Origin of the sequence: Providencia sp. PROV252, assembly GCF_033676005.1 — a bacterium.
Lineage (GTDB): Bacteria > Pseudomonadota > Gammaproteobacteria > Enterobacterales > Enterobacteriaceae > Providencia > Providencia vermicola.
In genome coordinates, this window is record NZ_CP096294.1 from 3,195,881 (window position 1) to 3,218,410 (window position 22,530).

At 41.1% G+C, this 22,530-nt stretch carries 20 protein-coding genes; 7 read left to right on the forward strand and 13 right to left on the reverse strand.

Translation table 11 applies throughout. The features are described from left to right. Positions 1–42: 42 nt before the first annotated feature. Positions 43–492, reverse strand: a complete 450-nt coding sequence (locus M1F05_RS14715; RefSeq protein WP_206082812.1) for a DJ-1/PfpI family protein — start codon at positions 490–492, stop codon at positions 43–45. Between the two features lie 223 nt (positions 493–715). On the opposite strand from M1F05_RS14715, the gene M1F05_RS14720 reads away from it, so the two are divergent. Then, complete coding sequence (locus tag M1F05_RS14720) at positions 716–1,252, forward strand: GNAT family N-acetyltransferase (RefSeq protein ID WP_206082813.1); 537 nt, start codon at positions 716–718, stop codon at positions 1,250–1,252. Between the two features lie 24 nt (positions 1,253–1,276). On the opposite strand, the gene M1F05_RS14725 is transcribed toward M1F05_RS14720, so the two are convergent. From M1F05_RS14725 to M1F05_RS14745, 5 genes are all read right to left on the reverse strand, one after another. Next, positions 1,277–1,903 carry an SDR family oxidoreductase gene (locus tag M1F05_RS14725; protein WP_206083031.1) on the reverse strand — a complete coding sequence of 209 codons (627 nt, stop codon included), beginning with the start codon at positions 1,901–1,903 and terminating at the stop codon, positions 1,277–1,279. Between the two features lie 319 nt (positions 1,904–2,222). Beyond that, positions 2,223–3,398 (reverse strand): ROK family protein, encoded by a 1,176-nt coding sequence (locus M1F05_RS14730; protein WP_206082814.1) that lies wholly within the window; start codon positions 3,396–3,398, stop codon positions 2,223–2,225. Between the two features lie 318 nt (positions 3,399–3,716). Next, positions 3,717–4,748 (reverse strand): N-acetylglucosamine-6-phosphate deacetylase, encoded by a 1,032-nt coding sequence (locus M1F05_RS14735; RefSeq protein ID WP_206082815.1) that lies wholly within the window; start codon positions 4,746–4,748, stop codon positions 3,717–3,719. A 24-nt stretch (positions 4,749–4,772) separates the two neighbouring features. After that, positions 4,773–5,516, reverse strand: coding sequence for a glucosamine-6-phosphate deaminase (locus M1F05_RS14740; RefSeq protein ID WP_206082816.1), 744 nt, complete (start codon positions 5,514–5,516; stop codon positions 4,773–4,775). A gap of 41 nt (positions 5,517–5,557) precedes the next feature. Then, positions 5,558–6,895: an MFS transporter gene (locus M1F05_RS14745; protein WP_206082817.1), complete on the reverse strand. Its 1,338-nt coding sequence runs from the start codon at positions 6,893–6,895 to the stop codon at positions 5,558–5,560. 427 nt (positions 6,896–7,322) lie between these two features. Here M1F05_RS14745 and M1F05_RS14750 point away from each other — a divergent pair, with 427 nt between their 5' ends. The 5 genes from M1F05_RS14750 to M1F05_RS14770 all read left to right on the forward strand — a co-directional run bounded on the left by M1F05_RS14750 (position 7,323) and on the right by M1F05_RS14770 (position 13,844). Next, the gene (locus tag M1F05_RS14750; protein WP_206082818.1) at positions 7,323–8,762 is read left to right on the forward strand and encodes a mannitol dehydrogenase family protein; all 1,440 of its coding nucleotides are present in this window, start codon (positions 7,323–7,325) and stop codon (positions 8,760–8,762) included. Positions 8,763–9,466: 704 nt separating this feature from the next. Beyond that, positions 9,467–10,255, forward strand: a complete 789-nt coding sequence (locus M1F05_RS14755) for a DUF3100 domain-containing protein (protein WP_206082819.1) — start codon at positions 9,467–9,469, stop codon at positions 10,253–10,255. A gap of 12 nt (positions 10,256–10,267) precedes the next feature. Then, on the forward strand, positions 10,268–10,744 hold the full coding sequence (locus M1F05_RS14760; protein WP_206082820.1) for a hypothetical protein: 477 nt from the start codon (positions 10,268–10,270) through the stop codon (positions 10,742–10,744). A gap of 19 nt (positions 10,745–10,763) precedes the next feature. Beyond that, complete coding sequence (locus M1F05_RS14765; protein ID WP_206082821.1) at positions 10,764–12,089, forward strand: amidohydrolase; 1,326 nt, start codon at positions 10,764–10,766, stop codon at positions 12,087–12,089. A 576-nt stretch (positions 12,090–12,665) separates the two neighbouring features. Further along, on the forward strand, positions 12,666–13,844 hold the full coding sequence (locus M1F05_RS14770; RefSeq protein WP_206082822.1) for a M20 metallopeptidase family protein: 1,179 nt from the start codon (positions 12,666–12,668) through the stop codon (positions 13,842–13,844). Between the two features lie 60 nt (positions 13,845–13,904). Here the strand turns inward: M1F05_RS14770 and M1F05_RS14775 are convergent, their stop codons facing one another. Continuing rightward, complete coding sequence (locus M1F05_RS14775; protein ID WP_206082823.1) at positions 13,905–14,882, reverse strand: LysR substrate-binding domain-containing protein; 978 nt, start codon at positions 14,880–14,882, stop codon at positions 13,905–13,907. A 227-nt stretch (positions 14,883–15,109) separates the two neighbouring features. Here M1F05_RS14775 and focA point away from each other — a divergent pair, with 227 nt between their 5' ends. Next, the gene (focA, locus tag M1F05_RS14780) at positions 15,110–15,967 is read left to right on the forward strand and encodes a formate transporter FocA (protein ID WP_206082824.1); all 858 of its coding nucleotides are present in this window, start codon (positions 15,110–15,112) and stop codon (positions 15,965–15,967) included. A gap of 94 nt (positions 15,968–16,061) precedes the next feature. On the opposite strand, the gene M1F05_RS14785 is transcribed toward focA, so the two are convergent. From M1F05_RS14785 to M1F05_RS14810, 6 genes are read right to left on the reverse strand one after another with little or no spacing between them, the layout of a single operon-like run. Beyond that, positions 16,062–16,802, reverse strand: a complete 741-nt coding sequence (locus M1F05_RS14785) for an SDR family oxidoreductase (protein ID WP_206082825.1) — start codon at positions 16,800–16,802, stop codon at positions 16,062–16,064. After that, entirely contained in the window at positions 16,803–17,054 is a 252-nt protein-coding gene (locus tag M1F05_RS14790) for an acyl carrier protein (protein WP_206082826.1), read from the reverse strand. Positions 17,055–17,075: 21 nt separating this feature from the next. Beyond that, positions 17,076–17,882: a protein dehydratase gene (locus M1F05_RS14795; RefSeq protein ID WP_206082827.1), complete on the reverse strand. Its 807-nt coding sequence runs from the start codon at positions 17,880–17,882 to the stop codon at positions 17,076–17,078. After that, entirely contained in the window at positions 17,879–19,132 is a 1,254-nt protein-coding gene (locus M1F05_RS14800) for a beta-ketoacyl-[acyl-carrier-protein] synthase family protein (protein WP_206082828.1), read from the reverse strand. Before M1F05_RS14800 ends, M1F05_RS14795 begins: the two co-directional genes overlap by 4 nt. Beyond that, on the reverse strand, positions 19,129–20,559 hold the full coding sequence (locus M1F05_RS14805; RefSeq protein ID WP_206082829.1) for an efflux transporter outer membrane subunit: 1,431 nt from the start codon (positions 20,557–20,559) through the stop codon (positions 19,129–19,131). The genes M1F05_RS14800 and M1F05_RS14805 overlap by 4 nt, the downstream gene beginning before the upstream one ends. Then, the gene (locus tag M1F05_RS14810; RefSeq protein WP_206082830.1) at positions 20,556–22,529 is read right to left on the reverse strand and encodes an ABC transporter permease; all 1,974 of its coding nucleotides are present in this window, start codon (positions 22,527–22,529) and stop codon (positions 20,556–20,558) included. The genes M1F05_RS14805 and M1F05_RS14810 overlap by 4 nt, the downstream gene beginning before the upstream one ends. Position 22,530 lies beyond the last annotated feature (1 nt).

Sequence of the window (22,530 nt, forward strand, 5' to 3'; positions counted from 1 at the left end):
ATTGGGTTGCGTGTGTTTACACGCGACCCAATTTAAAACAACCTAAATTCGAGCTTGAATTAAACTTGATTCGATTAAGTTTTCAAAGCGTGTTTGCTGACCCGTTGGTAAAACATGGCATAGCGTTTCTTTCCGCTTTTGTTTATCAAATAGTGATTCAATCAGCCAACCGACAAGGTACAACGTGGATAAGCATCCCCCCGCTGTAGCGATTTTCCCATGACAAACAAGAGGCTGGTCAATCGGCTCTATCTGCCTTAATTGTAACGCTTTTCTTGCCTCTTGGTGAGTTGTCGCTTTTCGTTCAGATAATAAGCCAAGCGCATCTAAAATAAACGCTCCTGCACAGATCGAGCCAATATATTGACGGTTTGAATCTAACTGTAATACAGATAAAAAATTCGGATCCGCCAATACGTCTGGCACGCCTTTTTTACCGCTGCTAAACAACACGGCATCGGCTTGATTCGCGTCAGAAATTGAACCATGCACTGGAATTTCCAGCCCATGAGCAGAACGAATTGTGGGCGTGATGGCCAAATGTCTGGTGATAGGCATAACAACCAAGAGTTTAACCAGTTGATCCTTGATGCGCTCCGCTTAAAGGCGCGACTCTTTAACTTTTGATGATGCTTATCTAGCACGTAAAACACCACTTATTATCCTAAAATTCCCTACAATTAGGATGACTGAGAGAAACATATTTAGGTATTTTATGATTATCCGATACAGGCAGTGCCACACTTCACAGCTTACTGATGACGAAAAAGACACGTTATTCGATATGTTATTTGTCGGATTTGAAGGGGATTTCACTCGGGATGATTTTGAGCATGCCTTTGGCGGCATGCACGTTTTAGCCTATGACCAACATCGTATCGTGGGTCACGTGGCGATAATTCAGCGCCATATGGCGATAAATGATAAACCGATTTCAGTGGGGTATGTCGAAGCCATGGCGGTACTGGAAAGTTATCGTCGCCAAGGTATTGGGCGTGAATTGATGTCTATGACAAATACGATCATCGGCAATTGCTACCAACTTGGCTTGCTGTCGGCCTCTGACGAAGGGTTCCATCTGTATCAATCCCTTGGTTGGAAAGTGTGGAAAGGCACCTTGTTTGAATTACGCCAAGGCGCCTACGTCCGCTCTGAAGGCGAGGAAGGCGGCGTGATGGGCTGGTCTAGAGATAATTCTGTTGAGTTTACTGAATCCCTGTACTGCGACTTTCGCGGTGGCGATCAATGGTAACAGGCTGATAACGATAATCTAGCCTTATTTACTGATAGTCAGGTTTGGCTGAATAAGGCTATAGATTTGATTTTTCAATTCTGTTTGACTCGCAAGTTGGTAAACCTGCGCAGCAACATCTGCCCGCATCACTAACCCATGCGCTTCAACAGTTTGCTGCAAAATGGACTTTCCTGTCGCATCCCCATGAAGTAACCCGCCTGGTCGCACAATCGCAAAATCAAGGGAGCTGGTTTGTAACCATGATTCAGCCAGTGATTTTTCCCTTACGGCGTGTCCGAAAGCAGCTCTTGCCCGTAAAGAAAGATATTGCCATGAATCCCCGCATCCCAAAGATGTCACCAATACCATACGGGAGATCCCTTCTTGTTCCGCACAGTCAATCACTGTACGGTTCGCTAAATAATCTTGTGAGCCTCCCATGGTGGAAATCACCGTTGCATTGGTTCCCGCCGCTTGGCATGCTGCGGTCACGATGGCCTTATCGCAAGCATCCCCCACAAATACGTTAACCCCCTGTAATGACAACTTTTCTGCGGCTTCAGTATTGCGTACCACTGCCACCACTTGCTGCTGATTTGTAATCGCCAGTTGGGCTATCATGTTCCCAACCCCTTTCCCACCTGCCCCAAAAAGTAGCCACTGCGCCATACATTCACCTTTGTTATTCACTGAAATTACCCACCACGCTACCAAACTAATTGAGATATAAATACCATTCATTTTGAAAATACCATCAACCAAGCTCACGTTTATTCCCTTTTTCTATCCAATAATATCCTCAAAATACGCTCAGGGCTTAAGTTCGCGATGATAATGGCAATGCTGTTATCAATGATGGTGGGGGAACGATGATGAAGTTTGTGATGAAACTGGCGCAGGGAAGCACAGTCAGTTAGGGCTTTTAATACTTAAGCGCTTTTAGCCCTTGATGATCACAGGGCTGAGAGTTGATGACTTATCGTTGAGTTTATTGAGCAAGTAATTCCAATAATGTTTGTTCCAAAACAGGCAAAGCAGCGCCATAAATGCGAGAGTTGCGGTTAATTTGGCTCATTGAAAGCTCTGGAAGAGTTTGTCCAAAAAATGCATTTTGCTGCTGAAAGTTTTCACAAAAAGTCGCCCAAACTTGTGGATTTTTCACAAATGGGCCTGAAACAATGAGGCGTGAAGGAAAAAACACCCGACATATATTTGATGCTGCATTCACCATATGAATAATTGCTTGCTGCATGACGGGGTTACTGGCTAAATCACAGCTTGCTAATATTTCAGCGATATTTTCCTCGTCATCATGTGCCTTGAATTTATTTCCAAGCACATCAGGCCCGATGGACCATAACGCGGCCACCGTTTCTAAACATCCCACTTGCCCACATTGGCAAGGTTTTATTTGCTGGGGAATATGCCAATGGCCTATCTCGCCAAACCCGTGCCCACCTACGTTAATCTGGTTATCTGCTGTACTAAATGCAACACCAACGCCATATCCCCAATGAAGTAATAAAGTACTTCTATTGCGTTCAAGAACATGAAGCATCAGTTCATCATCCAGCGTACGCGACAAAACGACTCGATAATTCTCTGGAAACAATTTTTTGATATTCAGGTTATTCATTCGAGGCCATCGGGAAGCATGTATCCAATGGTAAGTTTGGCTATCGAAAATTCCCCCTAGAGAAAACACGCACCCAGCCACTTCGGCTGATTTCGGGATCTTTACCATAATTTTTTCATGGAGCTGGCTAAACTTATCGGCCAATGCCTGATTATCGCAATCTGGGGATGCCTCGAGTTGCTCATGAGCAATAACATTTGACACTAAATTGATAGCAAAAACGTGCAACGACAAGCTAATCACTTGAAAAACTAATGTAATTAACCGGTTAGGGTTAACAACTAAAACCATTGATGGCCTTCCCCGACCTGAATTTTGGCTAATGGTCTCAGTTAATAAGCGGCTATCAAGAAGTTGTGCAACATATTCAGACACTGTTGTCGAGCGAATATTCAACAACTTCACGGCTTCGCGGCGAGTTGTGATTTGCCCATTTAAAATAGCAAAAAATATACGCTCTTTATCGTGGGTTATGGGTTGCGTTATCGGTAGGTGAGAAAGAAAACCTGTCGTTTGTTTAAGTATCATAATAGTGAGATATAAAGCTGTTTAATTAATAACTTACCCTAAAAACAATTGTCTTAAACGACCGGGAAAATACGCTATTTATCGGCAGCCTAGCCCTTATATGTGCGGAAAAATGGTGAATCACTATCGACAAAGTATGCCTTAAGGAATAGCAGTCAATCAATCCCTATCCACAAAAGAAAATACAAACAAAACATTAGAGAAGCGCAAGAGGCAAGAAGAAGGTTTAGGTACAAACACTTATTGCACCTATAAGTAGCCAGAGCAAACCTTTAGCTCTAGCTACTGAGTTATTAACACATTCTATAGCTTATTATTTTAAAATACATATTCGCGCGCGATATCTTCTCCTAATACACAACTGACGACATTCATATTTTCATCCCATTTCACCGCAGATATTTGAGGGACTATCCCATGGAAGTCGAACGCTGATTGCAAATAGCGTAATGGGTTCATCCTCGCCATCATGATTGCCTCATCAAATTTAGCCATTTTATGTGTCACAACATTACGAATGGCTTGATCTAACGTTAAACTAGACCCTGCTAAATTGACCTCTCCTGGTACCCGTACTGTGCCATCAGCCGCCCGCTCAATCGACATTGTTGCAAATTGGTAGACCCCAGCTTGATGACATCCCGCTGCGCTGACGGCATCAGTAACCAGTATTGACCTTGCTACCGTCTTTGTTCGCAATAAATTTTTTAACGCAGGAAATGGAATATGGATCCCATCTGCGATAAAACTTGCGCCAATCGCATCGCAACTTAATTGAGCTTGCAGCGTATTTTCCAATTTATGCAAATGTTGAGGGATCCCATTACCTAAATGGGTACTCATGCAAACCCCTGCGCTGGCTGCCGCTTCCATTTGGTTAAAGCTAACATTCGAGTGGCCCACTGCAATACATTTACCTTCCGCGACTAACTGCTTTGTAAATTGAAAATCGTCATCAAACTCAGGTGCATAAGTGATCAATAAGATTGGCTTAGTGATTTCCTGCTCTAACCGACTTATCAAGTGCACATCAGGTTTAATAATTTCGTTAGGTGGATGACATCCTGCATAGCCTATTGCGGAATTAATAAAAGGGCCTTCTAAATGATAGCCAGGCACCATCCATGGCCCTAAGCGACTTGTGGATACCGCCTTATCAAGCGCTCGAAAGCGCTTTATCAAAGATGATTCCGATGCTGTTATTAATGTTGGCAAACAGAGTGTGACGCCTGTTTTTAACATCGCCTCTAACGCATGATCCAATGCCTCTGCGGTGATTTTTTCGTCATTAAAATCAACACCCGCAAAACCATTGACTTGAATATCAAATAAGCCACCCGTCATTTTCATAATTTGTTCCTTCAATACTTTTCCTTAATCAACCTTTGATAACAATGACGCAGAATCTTTATCTAAAAATATTTGGCATTGGGCATGATTTTGAACAATAGATGCAGGCACACGAGGAGTGATTTCTCCTTCAAGTGTGTTTTTCACCGCCCTCGCTTTTCGTAAATCAGGTATACTCAGTATTAATGATTTTGAACGCATGATCTGTGGAATACTCATCGAGATAGCCTGTTTAGGCACCTCATCTAAACTCGCGAACCATTTTTCACCCAGTTGTTGTCGTCTACAATCTTCATCAAGATTAACAACAAGATATGCAGAGGTAGCATGAAAATCAGCGGGTGGATCATTAAATGCTAAGTGCGCATTTTCACCAATACCAGCAAAACAGACATCAATTTCATACTGCGAGATAATCTCGTTAAGCCGTTGAATTTCCTTTCCAATATCATCAGCAGAACCATTCACACCAATAAATTGGTGTAGCGTGGGTAATTTATCCACTAAACGTTCTTGCAAATAACGGCGAAAACTCGCTGGATGAGTCTCATCAAGGCCAATGTATTCATCTAGGTGAAAAATAGTCACCCTTGACCAATCAATATCTTCTTTGATTAAGCAATCCAACATCTCAAACTGACTGGCACCAGTGGCAACAATAATGGCAATTTCGCTTTTTTCACGCATTGCTTGTTTAATGGCCTGCACTCCAGCTTTACTGGCTTTTTCACCTAGTGCATGTTTCGTGTCGGAAATAGTAATATTCATACGAACCTCATATTTAAATATTGATACGACCACAAATGGCCTTATTGATGCTGTTTTAAATTTTTCGCCATTTGCACTGCGGCTAACGTCAGTACACAACAGAAAATCAGGTAATAAACAACATAGGTGGGTTTGCCATCACCAACGGTAACAAGGGCGGTCGCAATGACGGGAGTTGACCCTGCGAAAATCACACTGTTTAATTCTCGTGAAAGTGCAATACCTGAATAACGATATTGTGTTGGGAATAAATTGGCTAGGAATGCACCTTGTGCACCTGACGTAGCACCATGTCCAATACCATACGCAATACACATACCGAGCGTTGCTAGTACTAAACTGCCACTCCCCAAAAACCAGAATAAAGGAAAGGCAAAAGCACCTAAGAAAATAGCGCCGAAAGAGAAAATGGTCGTAGTTCCGTATTTATCCGTTAAACGTCCCATGACAGGAGTCATTATTGTATTCACCAGCACAGCAACCATTAACGCCATCAATCCATCTGATTTTTCCATTCCTAATGTATTGGTCAGATAGCTAATACTAAACACACTAAGAACATAACCATTTGCTTGGTGCCCCGCTAAACTGAAGAAGCCACACAATAAATTTTTTCGGCTATGTATAAAAAGCTCTTTAATTGGGATCTTTTGCTCTTTTTTCTCTTTCTCCGCTTTTTCAACGGATTTAACGTATTCAGGTGTTTCATCTAATTGCTTACGGATATAAATCGCAACAATAAATAAAACGATGGATAACAAGAAAGGTATCCGCCATCCCCAACTCATAAAAGCTTCATCGGGTAGCTGCGTCACGGCAAAAAATGCGGCTGTGGAGAGCAAAATTGCAATCCCCGTAGAAGCATTAATTAGCGATGTATAGAAGCCCCGCTGCTTCATGGGGACATATTCCGCCACAAAGGTTTGCGCACCTGCTAATTCAGCCCCTGATCCAAACCCTTGCATTAACCGAATAATAACCAGAGCAATCGTTGCCCAAATGCCGATATGGTAATACGTAGGTAATAACCCAAGCGCTAATGTCGCAATCCCCATTAAGACGATTGCAAAAATGAGTGCTGGTTTTCGCCCATAGCGATCACCAATATGGGCAATGATCACACCACCGAGTGGTCGTGAAATAAAACCGACGGCAAAAGTTAAAAATGCAGCCAGCGTTGCAATTGTTGGTGATAAGTTTGGAAAATAAAGTTTGTTAATCACCAATCCTGCTGCTGCGCCATAGAGTGAATAGTCATACCATTCAATTACGGTGCCTGACACGCTTGCCATCATCACTTTTCTAATCGTTTTTTTATCTGCCGCGGGCTTATCAACCGCGGTATCTGTGGCTAATTGTTCTGAAATAGTGTCACTCATACTGCCCCCTACATTTTAGGAATACATTATTTGAGGTATGTTTTGTTCAAACAAAACGGACAAAAAGCGCGCACCATTGAAACTAACACTGAGACAATTATTTTAGAACATAATTGTTCTTAATTTATTTAAAAATGAGATCGAAATCAAATTTAATCGATAAAGCAGTGCTGTCATTTGAATAATTCAATTTTTCCTTCTACTCAATCATCGAATTACCAACTTTAAAAGTAAATAAAAACACATATAAATCAATAAATTAAAATCATAACCAAATTATTTCTTTAATAAATATTTTAACGTTGTACACTTTTATTATTCATGACACTTTTTCTATTTTTACCTCCAATTTAAAACAAAATTGTTTTTAAAATCCAAAATAGTAAAGTGTGCGTAGCGCATATTCTTTTTATGATAGGGAGTGATAATGGATAACAACAGGCATCAGTTAGTTCCTCGAATAGTACACCTTGGTTTCGGGGCATTTCATCGTGCTCATCAAGCACTTTATACACATCTATTAATTGAACAATCTCAATCTGATTGGGGATATTGCGAAATAAACTTAATGTCGGCGCGCGGGGCAGAACTTATCCGTCAGCTAAATAAACGCCACTGCACTTACGTACTATTAGAAAAAGATGAAGAAAGAACCACGCTAACACGGATTAATTCAGTAAAAGAAGCGATGCACCCACGTATTGATGGGGTACATGCCGTGATTGAAAAAATGGCAGCGCCTGAGACTGCGATTATCTCTTTGACAATAACAGAAAAAGGCTATTGCACTGATCCTTCAACGAATAAACTCAATTTATCACATCCTGCAATACGCCAAGATATCGCCTATCCTGAAACGCCAGAGTCTGTTTTAGGCTATATCCTTGCCGCTCTCAAAATACGCTTTCAACAAAATCTTCCCCCTGTGACCATACTTTCTTGCGACAATATTAGAAATAATGGTGAGGTTGCACGAAATGCTATTTTAAGTTTGGCTGCACAACAAGATAGTGAATTAGCATTGTGGATTAAGCGAAATATCACATTTCCAAGCACGATGGTGGATAGAATAGTCCCTGCGATGACCGAAGATTCTTTTGCTGAAATCAAGCAATTAACAGGTGAAGATGATCCTTGTGCGGTTATCAGTGAGCCATTTCGGCAATGGGTTATTGAAGATTGCTTTGCGAACGGCCGACCTGATTGGCACTATGTGGGAGCGCAATTTGTTAAGGATGTGGCACCTTATGAAATGATGAAGCTAAGAATGTTAAATGGCAGCCATTCATTCCTGGCTTATTTAGGCTATTTAGGCGGTTATGAGTTTATATCAGATGCCATGCAAAATCAGGATTACTACCAAATCGTACAACGCATAATGCTAGCCGAACAAAAACCGACTCTCAGCTTGCCTGATAATATTGATCTTAACCAATATGCCCAACAGTTATTAACTCGCTTTGCTAATCGAGCAATTAAACATAAAACAGCACAGATAGCCGTTGATGGTAGCCAAAAACTACCTCAGCGCCTACTCGACTCTATACTTTGGCACCAGAAAAAGGGGTCAGACTACCCATTACTTGCTTTAGGCGTTGCCGCCTGGATGAGATATGTCAGTGGTATCAATGAGGACGGAGAACCTATTCCCATCAAAGACCCACTTAGCGACGAGTTTTCGAAGATTTATCAACACCATGGTACATCTTTAGAAGCCGTTGATGCCCTATTAAAAATTGATGCAATATTTAGCCCAGAAATATCACAAAACAATGATATTGTTAATAAAATAAAAACCGCATACCAACAATTGTTGACACTTGGAGCACGACAGACTGTCAAATATTACTTAACAAAAATCGATTAATAATATTGAAATTCCACTCGGGTTAAGTCGCTCACTCTAGCCCGAGACACTTTGGTCTTATGATGCAGACCTACCTTCAAATTACTCCCCCATTATTGCTTTTCAATTAACAAATGTTCAATTTTGAGATCTTGATCAAAAACCCCTACCAATGTAGGTATATTTTAAATTATCAAATTTATTTTAGAAAAATGAATGAAATCAACGCCAGATAATTATACCTTAAATAATATTTAATCCAGATTAAAATAGAAACAAAAGAACAAAAAATTCATTATTAATGCTATTTAAAATTCAATTTTCATCATTATATAAATAAATTTAAATTAGCTATTTTTTCAGAGTGAATAGAAAAACAAGAGCAAAATCACATTCTCCTATAAATTAACGGTTTTTTACTAAAATTCAGCAAGCAATCAAAAACACTTATGAAACAACATGTTAAAAAATTAACATAATTTTATATCTCGATGAAAAATAAAAGAATATTACCAAAAACACAATTGAGAATAATTCTCTTTATTTTGATTTATTAATAAATATTAATTTATGATTTTTAACCATGCCTTTTAGGCATGCCTGAGACTTTTTCGGAATATTGTCAGGAAAATAGTTTCGTGGATAGTATGAATACGCAAATAATGCTTTTTATTATAAATATATACGAATTACTCTTAAAAACATTTCCAATGAAAGGTAACACTATGGGTATATTAAAAGATAGTAAGTTGCTTTTGGTTAGCTTACTTATCATTCTTCTTTCAGAAGCAATAGGGCAAATTAAAATCAGTCTCGTGATGGTTTTTCCAATGCTTTATTCCATGTTGATGGGTGGTATTGTCAGTTTCCCAAAATTCAAAATTCTTAATGAACAAAACATGGCACGTGCTAGCTCAATTATGAGTGTCGCGTTAGTTATCTTAATTGCAAAATTAAGCACCTCTGTTGGTGCATCTTGGGAAAAAATTATTCAGGCAGGTGGCGCGCTGATCCTTCAGGAAGTTGGCCACTTTATCGGTACTATTCTGCTCGGTTTACCGCTCGCCATTATGTTAGGTATGGGACGTGAAGCCGTCGGAGCAACCTATTCGATAGGTCGCGAACCAAACATCGCCATCATCGAAGCGAAATACGGTTTAAGTTCGCCAGAAGGCCGCGGCGTCATGGCAATGTACATTTGCGGTACATTATATGGTGCAGTTTGGATGGGGATTATTGCCAGTGTTATTGCAGGACTCGATATTATGAGCCCACTTGCATTAGCCATGGGCGCTGGTGTTGGTAGTGGTTCGATGTTAGCTGCATCTGTTGCACCGCTACTCGAACTTTACCCTCAACATGCAGCGGATATCCAAGCATTTTCATCATCCGCAAACTTGATGTCTTCCGTTTTAGGTCTGTACATCTACATTTTCTTCTCCTTACCTTTTGCCTCTTTCTTGTACAACAAACTGAAAAGAAAACGTGCAATGGCATCAGCGGATACAGAATAAGGATACGAAATCATGAAAAAGATGGCAGAAATTGCAATAATCATCGTATTAGTTATCATCTTCACTTCATTGGGTGATGCACTGGGCGGTTCAATCTATGGCCAGGGTAGTTTTGGCGCAGTCTTTAGCGACTCGCTAATCGCGATGGCGCTTTTAGGTGGTATGTCATTTGTGGCGTACTTAATCGCACAAATCCCACCATTAGGTAAATTACCCGTTATTTTCTGGGTATCCCTCATTGCTGCGGGTCTGTGTTCACCATTATTCCCTTACGATAAAGAAATGATCGCAATGACAGGCAAAATTTCACTTGCTGTTATTAGTACCACGGTACTGGCATTTGCAGGTCTTTCACTCGGTAAAGATATCGAAAAATTTAAAGCCATCTCTTGGCGGATTATTCCAGTTTCACTGGCGGTATTCACGGGAACATTCTTATTCGCTGCACTTATTGGTCAAGTGACTCTTTCATGGAGTGGCGTTATCTAAATAGAGGAAAATATTAACCATGACAATGACCAAAGACCAATTGAAAGCCAAAGTATGTGAAGCTATTGCGTCTAACAAAGACATAATCAAAAAGCTAGCAGACGATATTTGGGCAGAGCCTGAACTGGGTTATAAAGAAACCAAAACAGCAAAAAAAGTTGAAGCCGCATTTTCCGCTTTAGGCGTAAACTACCGCAATCAACTTGCCCTAACAGGTGTTAAAGCACGCTTAAAAGGTGGCAAAGGAAGCAAGCACAGTATTGCCGTGATTGGCGAGTTAGATGCCATCATTTGTGCTGAGCACCCTGATGCCGATGACCTCACAGGCGCGGCTCATTGCTGTGGGCACAATGCGCAAATTGCCAATATGATGGCGGTGACAATTGGTCTGGTTAAGTCAGGTGCAATGGAATACCTCGCGGGGGACGTGGTTCCCTTCGCGGTTCCCGCTGAGGAATATGTCGAGCTTGCCTACCGCAATAAATTGATTGAACAAGGAAAAATCAATTATATCGGTGGCAAGCCCGAATTAATCTCCCTCGGTGAGTTTGATGATGTGGATATGGCGATGCAAATCCACTTAACCAGTGTTAAGCCTGAGCGTGATATCGGTTTTATCGAGATGTCGACAACCACCAATGGGTTTATTGGCAAACTGATTAACTACAAAGGTAAATCTTCCCATGCCGCAGCGGCACCCCATTTAGGTGTGAACGCACTGAATGCGGCCATGATGGGCATTATGGGGGTAAATGCGATTCGCGAAACCTTCCAAGAAAAAGATTATATCCGTTTCCACCCAATCATTACCCAAGGTGGCGATTTAGTAAATGTCACGCCAAGTGATGTGCGGATGGAAAGTTATGTCAGAGCCTCAAATGTCCCTGCGATGGTTGATGCTAATGAGCGGATCACTCGTGCACTGGTTGCTGGGGCAATGTCTGTTGGCGCTGAAGTGGAGGTAAAAGATTTACCAGGTTATTTGCCACTTTATAACAACGACACACTCAATGACTTACTACAGCACAATGCTCATGACTTAATTGGTGAAGACAATGTCTGGGTTGCAGAACATATGACAGGTAGCACAGATACTGGCGATCTTTCCCACATCATGCCAGTGAGCCACCCATGGATTGGTGCAATTCGCGGTGGATTACATGGTAAAGATTACGTGGTATTTGATGATGATATGGCCTATATCCGTCCAGCTCAAATGATGGCAATGACCATTATTGACCTGTTGTTTGATGATGCTGCTGGCGCTGATGCTCTTATGGATAATTACAAGCCATTGATGAGCAAAGAAGAATACCTCGCATTTATCAGCTCCTTTAAAAATTAATTTATCCCCCTAAATATGTTGCTAAAAGCTACATATTTAGGAGGTATTTCTTATGCACTCCTCCTCACCTTCCTTTTATTTATCGTTATCAACGATTATTTTTAAATATATTTAATTTTATTGGGCATTCTTTATTTATCAAATCAATTAACTTATTTTAAATAACGTTTTTAAATCATAAAAACCTAACGAAAATCCATCTAAAAAAATATAAAGAAACACTAAAACCCATACAACAAAACCACAAAACATACTGATATATAATACATTTTTAAATAAATTTATTTTTCTACTTTATTTCTTTTGCTTACCATCTAAATTCTTCATGAGCCATGAAATACTGATATGATATAAATACGATCCCCATCACGCATACTTTCTGAATATTAACGTTAAAATCTAGCTAACCAATAATAATCAACAATAACCACTAACAGATATTTTCTGAAATTTGGCTTATTTTGAAAATAAATGACAATGATGTTATGTCATTGTAGCACCAAGAATTGAACACGCTTACACCAGGGCCCCTTTTAACAGCATGAAAATTGCTTTCTGTATACGGGAAATAATGTAATGACCAATAAGTACAATATTAGTGAAAAACTCTTTTCGCTTGAGACATTTAGCAAAAAAACGCGCCAAGACTTACATAAAATCCCTGAACTCTCAGGTCAAGAATTCAAAACATCGCAATACTGCCGCGAGCTGATGCAAAGTTTTGGCTACAGCATTCGTCTATTTGAAGGTTATACCGGTTTTACCGCTGATCTGATTATTGACCCTGCTAAGCGTTTAATTGCTTATCGTACCGATATCGATGGCCTTGAAATGCCTGATTTAACCTGTAACGAACACAGTTCTGTTCATGAAGGTTGTGCCCACAACTGTGGTCACGATACCCATATGACCATCGCACTGACCGCGGCAAAATACCTGAGTGAAAACCGCGATGAACTGACCCATAACGTTCGTTTTATCTTCCAGATGGCAGAAGAAGACATGCGTGTTCCTGGCGCCAATAAAATGGTTGAAATGGGCTGTATGGATGGCGTTGATGAGGTTTATGGCTTACACAATGATGCGGCATTTGAAACAGGCAACATCAAATTTAACGCTGGCGTGATGTCCTCTTATGGTTCAGCTTGGACACTGGATGTACACGGTGTTTCCGCACATGGCTCAACACCGCATAAAGGGCTAGATGCCATTCGCGAAGCAACACGTATTATCGATTACATGGATTATATTGTTGCGAAAAAAACCGATCCTTTTAGCCCTGCAGTCTTTGGCTGCGGCATGATCAACGGCGGAACTATTCCAAATGCATTGGCCGATCATGTCCAAGCACGTGGAACCATTCGTTCAATGGATGAGGAAACCGACAAAATCTTAAAAGCAAGCTTTAAAGAAATTGTTGAACGTAGTGAAGCTGGCGGTTTCAAAACGACACTTGAGTGCAGTGGTTACCCTGCAGTCGTAAACCACCCACAAGCCGCTAAAGTGATTTACGATGCAGCGGCGGCATTCTTACCCATTGAAAACATTGAGTCAAATGGCAAGCCAATGACAGGAAGCGAAGACTTCAGTTTTATGGTCAATGCCACAAAAGATAAACTTGGCGCCATGTACTTTTTAGGTAGCGGTAACCAAGCAAAAGGCATCAATAACTATCTGCACGCCAATCCCTATTTTGTCGACGATGACTGTCTGTTAATTGGCGCTCAGATTTTTATTAATATCGCGACACGTTAAAACTAAAATAATACACACAGTAATCTAAAGCCGAATAATCTAAATTATTCGGCTTTTTTCTTAGAGTTCAGGTAGTGAGCGATAGAGCTCGTCACGCTCGTTTTTATCCGTTGGAACCCATTGCGCAGATTGGTGAATATAATTTAAATCAAGGTGAGGGGCATAGCTGGAAATAAAGTCATACATATAGTCTTTCAGGTGCATATGTCGACTAATACAAACATGTGTATAACTTGGCTTCACTAAATTACTAATATCAATGCAACGTAATGTCTCGCTGTCTTCTTCAGGGTCAAAAGCAACGGTCGAAATAATACCAACCCCTGCCCCGTGCTTCACATAGTATTTAATAATTTCTGTATCAACTGCCGTTAATACAACATTTGGCGTTAATTTATTTTGATAGAAAACTTGGTCGAGCTTTGATTGACCTGTAAAACCAAACACATAGGTAATTAGTGGGTATTGAGCAAGTTCCTCAATCGTTAATTTTTCACACTGTGCAAGTGGGTGATCATGGGGAACGATAACGCTACGTGACCACTGGTAGCAAGGCAAGGCTAATAAGTCATCATAAAGGTGCATCGATTCTGTTGCGATAGCAAAATCCACATCCCCATTGTTAACCATTTCTGCTAACTGCGCTGGCGCACCTTGATGAAAATGCAGGGAAATATTGGGGTAACGTGCATTAAAGCGCTCAATCACCTTTGGCAATTTATAGCGGATTTGTGTATGTGTCGTGGCAATATGCAGATTTTGTTTAATCGTCGTGTCTTCGTGGGAAACAATATTTTTAATTTTATCAAACTGCGCCAAAATATCGCAGGCCACTTGGTGAACTTGTTCTCCAATCGGGCTTAATGAAAGTAAGTTATTATTTTTCCGATTAAATAAAGAAACATTCAGCTCATCTTCCAATAGTTTAAGCTGCTTACTCACTGTAGGTTGCGAGGTATACATTTTCTCAGCAGCATTAGTGATATTAAAATCACTTCTTACCACCTCAACAAAACTTTTTAGCTGACTAATGTTCATTGCTGATTTATCCAGTTTAAATGGATCAAAATAAGAATTAAAAGAGACAATTTTTTATACAACATACACCATGTTGTGCGCAATAATTGTATCACAAAAAGATAAGCCCACTAAATTAATGGCTACTCATTATTCTTTTCTAATGATAAAACTCGTTCAACCTTGGCATAGGTTATGCATTTATTTTGTAATGACCTCTATTCATAGCACTATCCAAGGAGCATCTCATGAAAGACAATAATATCTTTGACTTACGTCTCCCTGCGGAAATGGCTAAAGTCGCAGAGCAAGCAGGCCTTTATAAAGTCAGCAAAAAAAAGGATATTAGCTTTTTTTTAGCGATTATGGCTGGTATTTTTATTTCTATCGCATTTACGTTCTATATCACGGTTACGACAGGCGCCGTTCCCGCAAATTCACTCACTAAATTAGCAGGAGGGCTTTGCTTCTCATTAGGGCTGATTTTAGTGGTAGTATGTGGAGCCGATCTTTTCACCTCAACAGTCCTCACCGTTATGGCAAAAGCCAGCAATTTAATTACGTATAAGCAATTGATTAGTAATTGGATATTGGTTTATCTTGGTAACTTTGTTGGCGCAATTTTCTTTGTCGCGCTTATCTGGTTTTCAGGCCAATTAATGAACAGCAATGGCCTGTGGGGACTGAATGTTTTGCAAACGGCTGACCATAAAATGCACCATACGTTTGTTGAGGCCGTTTGCCTTGGCACACTGTGCAACTTGATGGTCTGTCTTGCGGTTTGGTTAAGTTATTCTGGTCACTCTTTGACCGACAAAATTGTCGCTTTGACGCTGCCGATCGGCATGTTTGTCGCCAGTGGCTTTGAGCACAGCATCGCCAATATGTTTCTTATTCCCTTAGCCATTGTCATACGCAACTTTGCTCCCGACACATTTTGGAATGCAATCCACAGTTCCGCTGATAGCTTCCCTGCTTTAACCGTCAACAATTTTATTACCGACAACCTTATCCCTGTCACCATTGGCAATATTATTGGTGGTGGCGTACTCGTGGGGATTACCTACTGGTGGATTTATTTGAAAAATCAAAAAAGTGAGCATTAATAAAATTAAAAATAACACCAACACACATTCACTATCTATGGTTGAATTAATACAGAGAGTTAATTTTATAGTATATCCATTAACTCTCTGTTAATTATGCAGTTAGGCCGCCATCAAGCACCAATGTTTGCCCTGTCAAATATTGGCTATTGTCACCAATCAGAAACTCTACCATTTTGGCAACTTCTTGTGGCTGGCCTAAGCGGCGTAACGGAATATTTTTACACATCGATTTTAATTTCGCTTCAGGCATCGCTCGCGTCATATCACTCTCAATCAACCCTGGCGCAAGGCAATTTACCCGTAAACCAAACCGCCCAACTTCATGCGCTAAAGAGCGAGCCATCCCCATCATCGCCGCCTTACTTGCTGCATAAGCCGTTTGCCCAACATTCCCTTTTAACCCAGTAACCGATGACATCAATACAATAGAACCTGAATTCGTCATTAACATCGCAGGTACCAATTTGCGGTTCCAATTCACAATGCAAATCAAGTTATTATCTAAAACATCTCGCCAAATATCCCCATCCTGATGAATATGCAATGCATCTCGAGTAATACCTGCGTTATGTATAATGGCGGCTGGGGCGCCAAATTTATCCAATAAAGATTGAGACAACACATCGACTTGCTGCCCATCTTTACCATCACATTGAAACCCTTTTATCCATCTATTTGGACGTCTATTTTCGAGTAAAGAAAGCGTACTCGCTATACTTTCAGTACTACGTCCAGTGAAGATAACATTCCAGTTATGTGATAATTCAGCGACTAATGCCTGACCAATTCCCCGGCTTCCACCAGTGACTAACACCCACTTATGGTTTTCCATTTAGGATTCAGACTCCTTATCAATATGTTCACAAAGTTCTTTAATTGAAAGATTTGGATGCTGAATGAAAAAATCAGCGTCTAACGCAACATTAAAATCACGTTTTACCAGTACCATTAATTCAACATAATCGAGGCTATCAAATTCTAATTGAACTAATGTGAGGTTCTCATTCACCTCTTCGCTTTCTAAATCTTTTGCATCGCAGATCATTTCGCTAATTTTGTTATAAATTGTTTGATATTGGCTCATTTTTTTATCCTTCCACTGTTATCAATTTAACGCATTCACTTTTAACGTTATTAAATTACTGATTAATTTATTGTCATAACGACCAATAATATTGATATTAATTAATAGCCCACCATCTAAATCCCCCATCACTAATGCAGGTAGAATGTGTATCTGCATCGGCTTAGGTTCCTTTATCGGAGACCACTTCTTAAGAAGATCTCTATCAAAAATCACTTCCTGATGTGTTTGTACAATGGGGTAGCGGGAAAAAATATCTTTCAGGGTTGCTCCTTCGGATAACCATTTCGAGATATCTTTTTGTTTTAATAATGAATTATCATGTATCAAATATTGAAATAAAATTGCATCTATAAATTGCCACTCATACATCTCTGTTGGATAAAGCGGAAAAGATAGCTGTAATTTCGCCATCTCCCCTGAAGAAATATGCGCCCCCCAATCCAACACGTTAGTGTTTAAGCCATCAACTGGGGATAATTGACAAGTTAGGCAATTTTGCTGCTCTTCTGTAGATAAAATAGCGACTGAACCCGCTTTATTACGCGCGACTAAATCATAGGATTTATCATTCCATAATGGACTTCTTAGCCGTACCGCACATTTAACAAACGCTGATTTTGTTCTCTGCTGAGCATCTTGTGAGCCGTGAAGAAATCGCTCACTTGCAAATTGTTTCGCATCAAGCAATGCCCGCATTCCATGGACGCTTAATTGTTCCCCACCAGCCGATTGCACCCACTTAAGATCAAAATGAATCGGGTTATAGTCTCCAGAAAATTTCGCCCACCCAGCTGCATCAGCTAATGTGTAATACAACGCTCTCATTTCGCGCGCTCCAATATCAGCGCCGCATTTGCACCGCCAAAACCAAAACTGAGATTCAACGCCCTTTCTACTTTTTTGAAACGGTGGTCATTCGGAATATAATCAAGATCGCATTGTGGATCAGGGGTATGGAGGTTTGCGGTTGCGGGCATCACGTCATGTTCCATCGCTTGTAAGCAAATGATAGTTTCAAAACTCCCCGCTGCTGCGATTAAGTGCCCACTATATGATTTAGTGCTGGAGATTGGGATATCGTAAGCGGCTGCCCCTAAGGCTTTTTTAAGTGATTCCGTTTCATTCAAATCATTCAACGCCGTCGAGGTACCATGGGCATTGATATAATCTAATGACGCAGGCGAGATCTTCGCTTGCTGTAACGCCATTTCTATCGTTTTAACGCGAGCTACGCAGTCCTCTGCAGGTGAGGTAAAATCAAATGCATCTGAATAATTTGCATACCCAGTAATTTCACCCAATATCACCGCCCCTCGGGCAATTGCACTGTCACGCTCTTCTAAGCATACGACCGCAGCACCTTCAGATAATACGAACCCGCTGCGCTCTGCACTAAATGGGCAACTGGCACGCGTAGGGTCTGTTTTCTCTCGTGTTAAAGCACCTAACACGTCAATATTCCACACAGCGCAATCTGTACGTAATGATTCCCCCGCCCCCGCTAACATCATGGAAGCCCTACCATTGCGGATCACTTCAAACGCATCCCCAATCGCGATAGTCCCTGTGGCACATGCGGCTATTGTCGTATTTTGATATCCTCGTAAATTCCAAAATTGGCTGCATGCCGCTGTTGTGACATTTGGCATCGCATAAAAACAGTTGAATGGCGATGTCATGCCTGTCGCATCAAACTCACTCACCGACATATAACTTTCATCTAAACCTGCCCATCCAGTTCCCATAATCACACCACACATGAGAGGGTCATAAAATTCTGATGGTGAATTCCCTGAAAATGCCATTTCCATGGCTTCTCGAGCTGCACCTAATGCTAGGCGGGTATGCCGTGGTAACCGACGGCGAATGGCGGCAGGAACACCTTTTAAATTGGGTTCATTATCAATTAATCCCAAAAAGTGGCTGTGAATATTTTTATCCGTTTTATCAACGTAACGGTATCCTAATTGCTTATCCATGATAGCTTGCCAACATGCTTGCGCGGTTCCACCAAGGGGAGTGACAGCGCCATATCCTGTCACAACAACGCGTTTTAATTGGGTCTTTTGGTTCATGATTGGTTGTCCTCGTGATGAACGCTACCACCACCTTGTGCTAGCCAAAGTTGCAACGTTGCATAAAGATAATCGTATTGGTTTTGCGCTAATGAGTTTTCGATGGATAACAAATCATCCTGCGCATTAAGTAGTGTTTGATAGTCAACAGCGCCAGCGCGATAACGGTTTCCCGTGAGCTTTAATCTTTGCTGGCTAAGGGATAATGACTGCTGTAACTGTGTCCGTATTTCATCTGCAGTAAAACGCGCCTCCATGGCATTATCAATTTCAGCGAGTGCGCTATAAGCTGTGCTTCGAAATGACACTGCCGCTTGTTGCACCTGCAAATCTGACTGTTCAATAGTTAGTTTTACGGTATTCCATTGAATAAAGGGGAGAGAGATGCTGCTGCCAATAACTCGAGATGGGTCACTAAACCATTGAGAAAATAACTGGCTTCCTGCGTTAAGCGCACCTTGAAGAGATAGCGTAGGATAGAAACTCAACTTCGCAGCATCTGAATCAGCAAGTGCAGAGCGCAAACGTGACTCTGCGGCTTGAATATCTGGGCGTTGTGCTAATACCGCCAAAGGGGTCATTCCCTGAATCTCAACTCGCAGGTCACTATTAAGAGAAGATAATTCACTCACATGCTGCTCTGCAGGGCGATTTAACAACAGTGCTAAGGCATTACGTGAGTTCTCACGTTCCTTGATAAGCTGACGTAATTCATTCTTACGACTAATTAGCGTTTGTTCTGATTGCAATAAATCTAATTGGCTTACTTTCCCAGCTAAATACCAAGACTGAATGAGTTGCTGGCTTTTCTGTGCAATTTCCTGACTTGCCGTTAGGTTTTTTATCTGTTGATTTAATAGCGCAATATTCCAATAGAGCTGTGCCGTTGTGTTGATTATCACAAGCGTCGTTGCATGGTAATCTTGTTCAGTAGCGACGGCCTCCCATGCATTTTTCTCACGAACACGTGCTAATTTACCCCATAAATCAATCTCATAACTTAATGTTAAGTCTGCACTATAACTTTCTTGTGATGAGTTGCCATGGCGAATTGATTTTGAGTTACTCGCAGATCCCCCTAATGAAAAATCAGGCGTTATATTGGTATTTGCTAAACCTGCCGTATTGCGAGCCAGCTTTAATTTAATTGCGGCTAATGCTAAATCATTGTTATTTTCTAAAACTTGATTAATCAATTGAGATAGCTTGGGATCATTAAAATTCTCCCACCAACGCCCTACTGTATTTCTCTGCAGGTCAGATGGCATAACATCATTCGCACTTGATGAACGCTGAATTTTATCATCCCATTGCTGAGGTAGAATAAGTTCAGGACGTTGGTACTCGGAGCGGGTAAAGTTCCCACACCCACTGAGTAAACAGATAAAAAGTACCACTGAACCAAAATAAGGCGATTTTATTTTCATTCCCGTGCTAATGCCTCCGTTGGGTTAAGCTTGGCTGCCCTACGTGCTGGGAAATAACCAAAAACTAAGCCAATTAGCGCAGAGAAACCACAAGCCAATAACACGGGTAACAGTGTGAATACCATGGTAAATTCAGTCGTGATGTACGCAAAAATGCCACCTGCTAACCACGAGCCTATAATCCCAATGAGCCCTCCTAACGCACAGATCATGACGGCTTCAATTAGAAATTGGTTCATGATATCCGCAGGTCTCGCTCCCACTGAAAGGCGGATACCTATTTCGTGAGTTCGCTCTGTAACTGAAACCAGCATAATATTCATAACACCCACCCCTCCTACTAATAAGGAGATGGCTGCAATCGACGTGATCAGTAATGACATGGAATCAGAGGTTTTTTGTAGCGCGCTAGCCAGTTGGTCATCAGACTGAATAAAAAAGTCTTTTTTTCCATGTTCACGCAGTAAATGCTTTTCGACCTGCACTTCTACTTGTTTAGCGGCTAACATTTCGGGAAAACGTAATGTGATATATTCAATAGGTTTATCACCGAGAACTCGCTGCTGAAGAGCCGAGTAAGGAGCCCATCCCATAACATATCCGCTGGACATTTTCGGGCCTGGTTTACGCGCAATTCCAATGATCCGCCAAGGTGAACTACCAATTTGGACAATTTGGCCTAAAGGCTCTTCATCGGGTGCAAATAAAATATCCCGACTAGCATCATCCAGCACAATAACAGGCTCACTGTCATTCACATCTAACACACTAAATTGATTTCCAGACAACATTTGAATACCTTGAGCTGCAAAGTATTCATCAGAAACACCATTTAGCATGATGGAGTAATCGAGCCCTTTATTGATAGCTACTGTCATGCTGCTGACAACTGGCGAAATAGACTCAATCCATGAGAGCTGTTTTAGGCTTTTAATATCATTTAATGATAACGCGCGTTCCATATCTGGCCGCTTTGCCCCCCATCCAGTACCTGGGCGAATTTCAAGCGTTGTGCTGCCTAACTTACCAATTTCATCCATAATGGCACGTCTTGCGCCTTCACCGACCGCCATTGATGACACAACAGAAGAGATGCCAATAATAATGCCCAGCATTGATAAAAAAGCGCGCATTCGGTGCCCTAATAATGCCCGCCAAGCCATACGAATCGACTCATAAATACCACGCCAAAGTGATGCCCGACCATTATCTTTAACAGAAGGAAGATTATGCTTAGCACGTGCCTGCGCTTGTGAAAGGTTTTGATTATCGGCGACAATTTTCCCATCACTGATTTCGATAATACGTTGAGTTTGCTCAGCAATATTTCTATCGTGGGTCACAATCACCACGGTATGGCCGTCTTGATGAAGTTGATGCAAAATATTCATTAATGCATGCCCACTCGAGCTATCCAAAGCGCCCGTTGGTTCATCCGCTAAAATGACTTGTGCGCCATTAATTAATGCACGGCACACACTGACCCGTTGTTGTTGCCCTCCAGATAATTGATATGGCTTATGGTTCAAACGAGATTGTAAACCGAGCTTATCAGCTAAAAGTTGAATTCGCTGCACACGCTCATCTTCAGGCATTGCGGTGTACAGCGCTGGAATGGCAATGTTTTCTTCAGCGCTGAGATAAGGCATCAAATGATATCGCTGGAAAATAAACCCAAGATATTGGCTACGCAGCTCAGCAAGCTGCTCACTGGTCGCCTCATGAACAGGGATACCATTGATAAAAACTTCGCCACGAGACGGTTTATCTAAACAGCCAATAATATTCATCAAAGTTGATTTACCAGAGCCAGAGGCTCCAATAATGGCAACCATTTCCCCTTGATTTATCGATAGTGTTATATCATTCAATACAGGGATGATTTGTGTTCCAGCCGAAAACTCACGATAAACATGGTGAAGTTCAATTAGAGGGCGAGATGAAGATAACGTTGGTGATATTATCTTCATG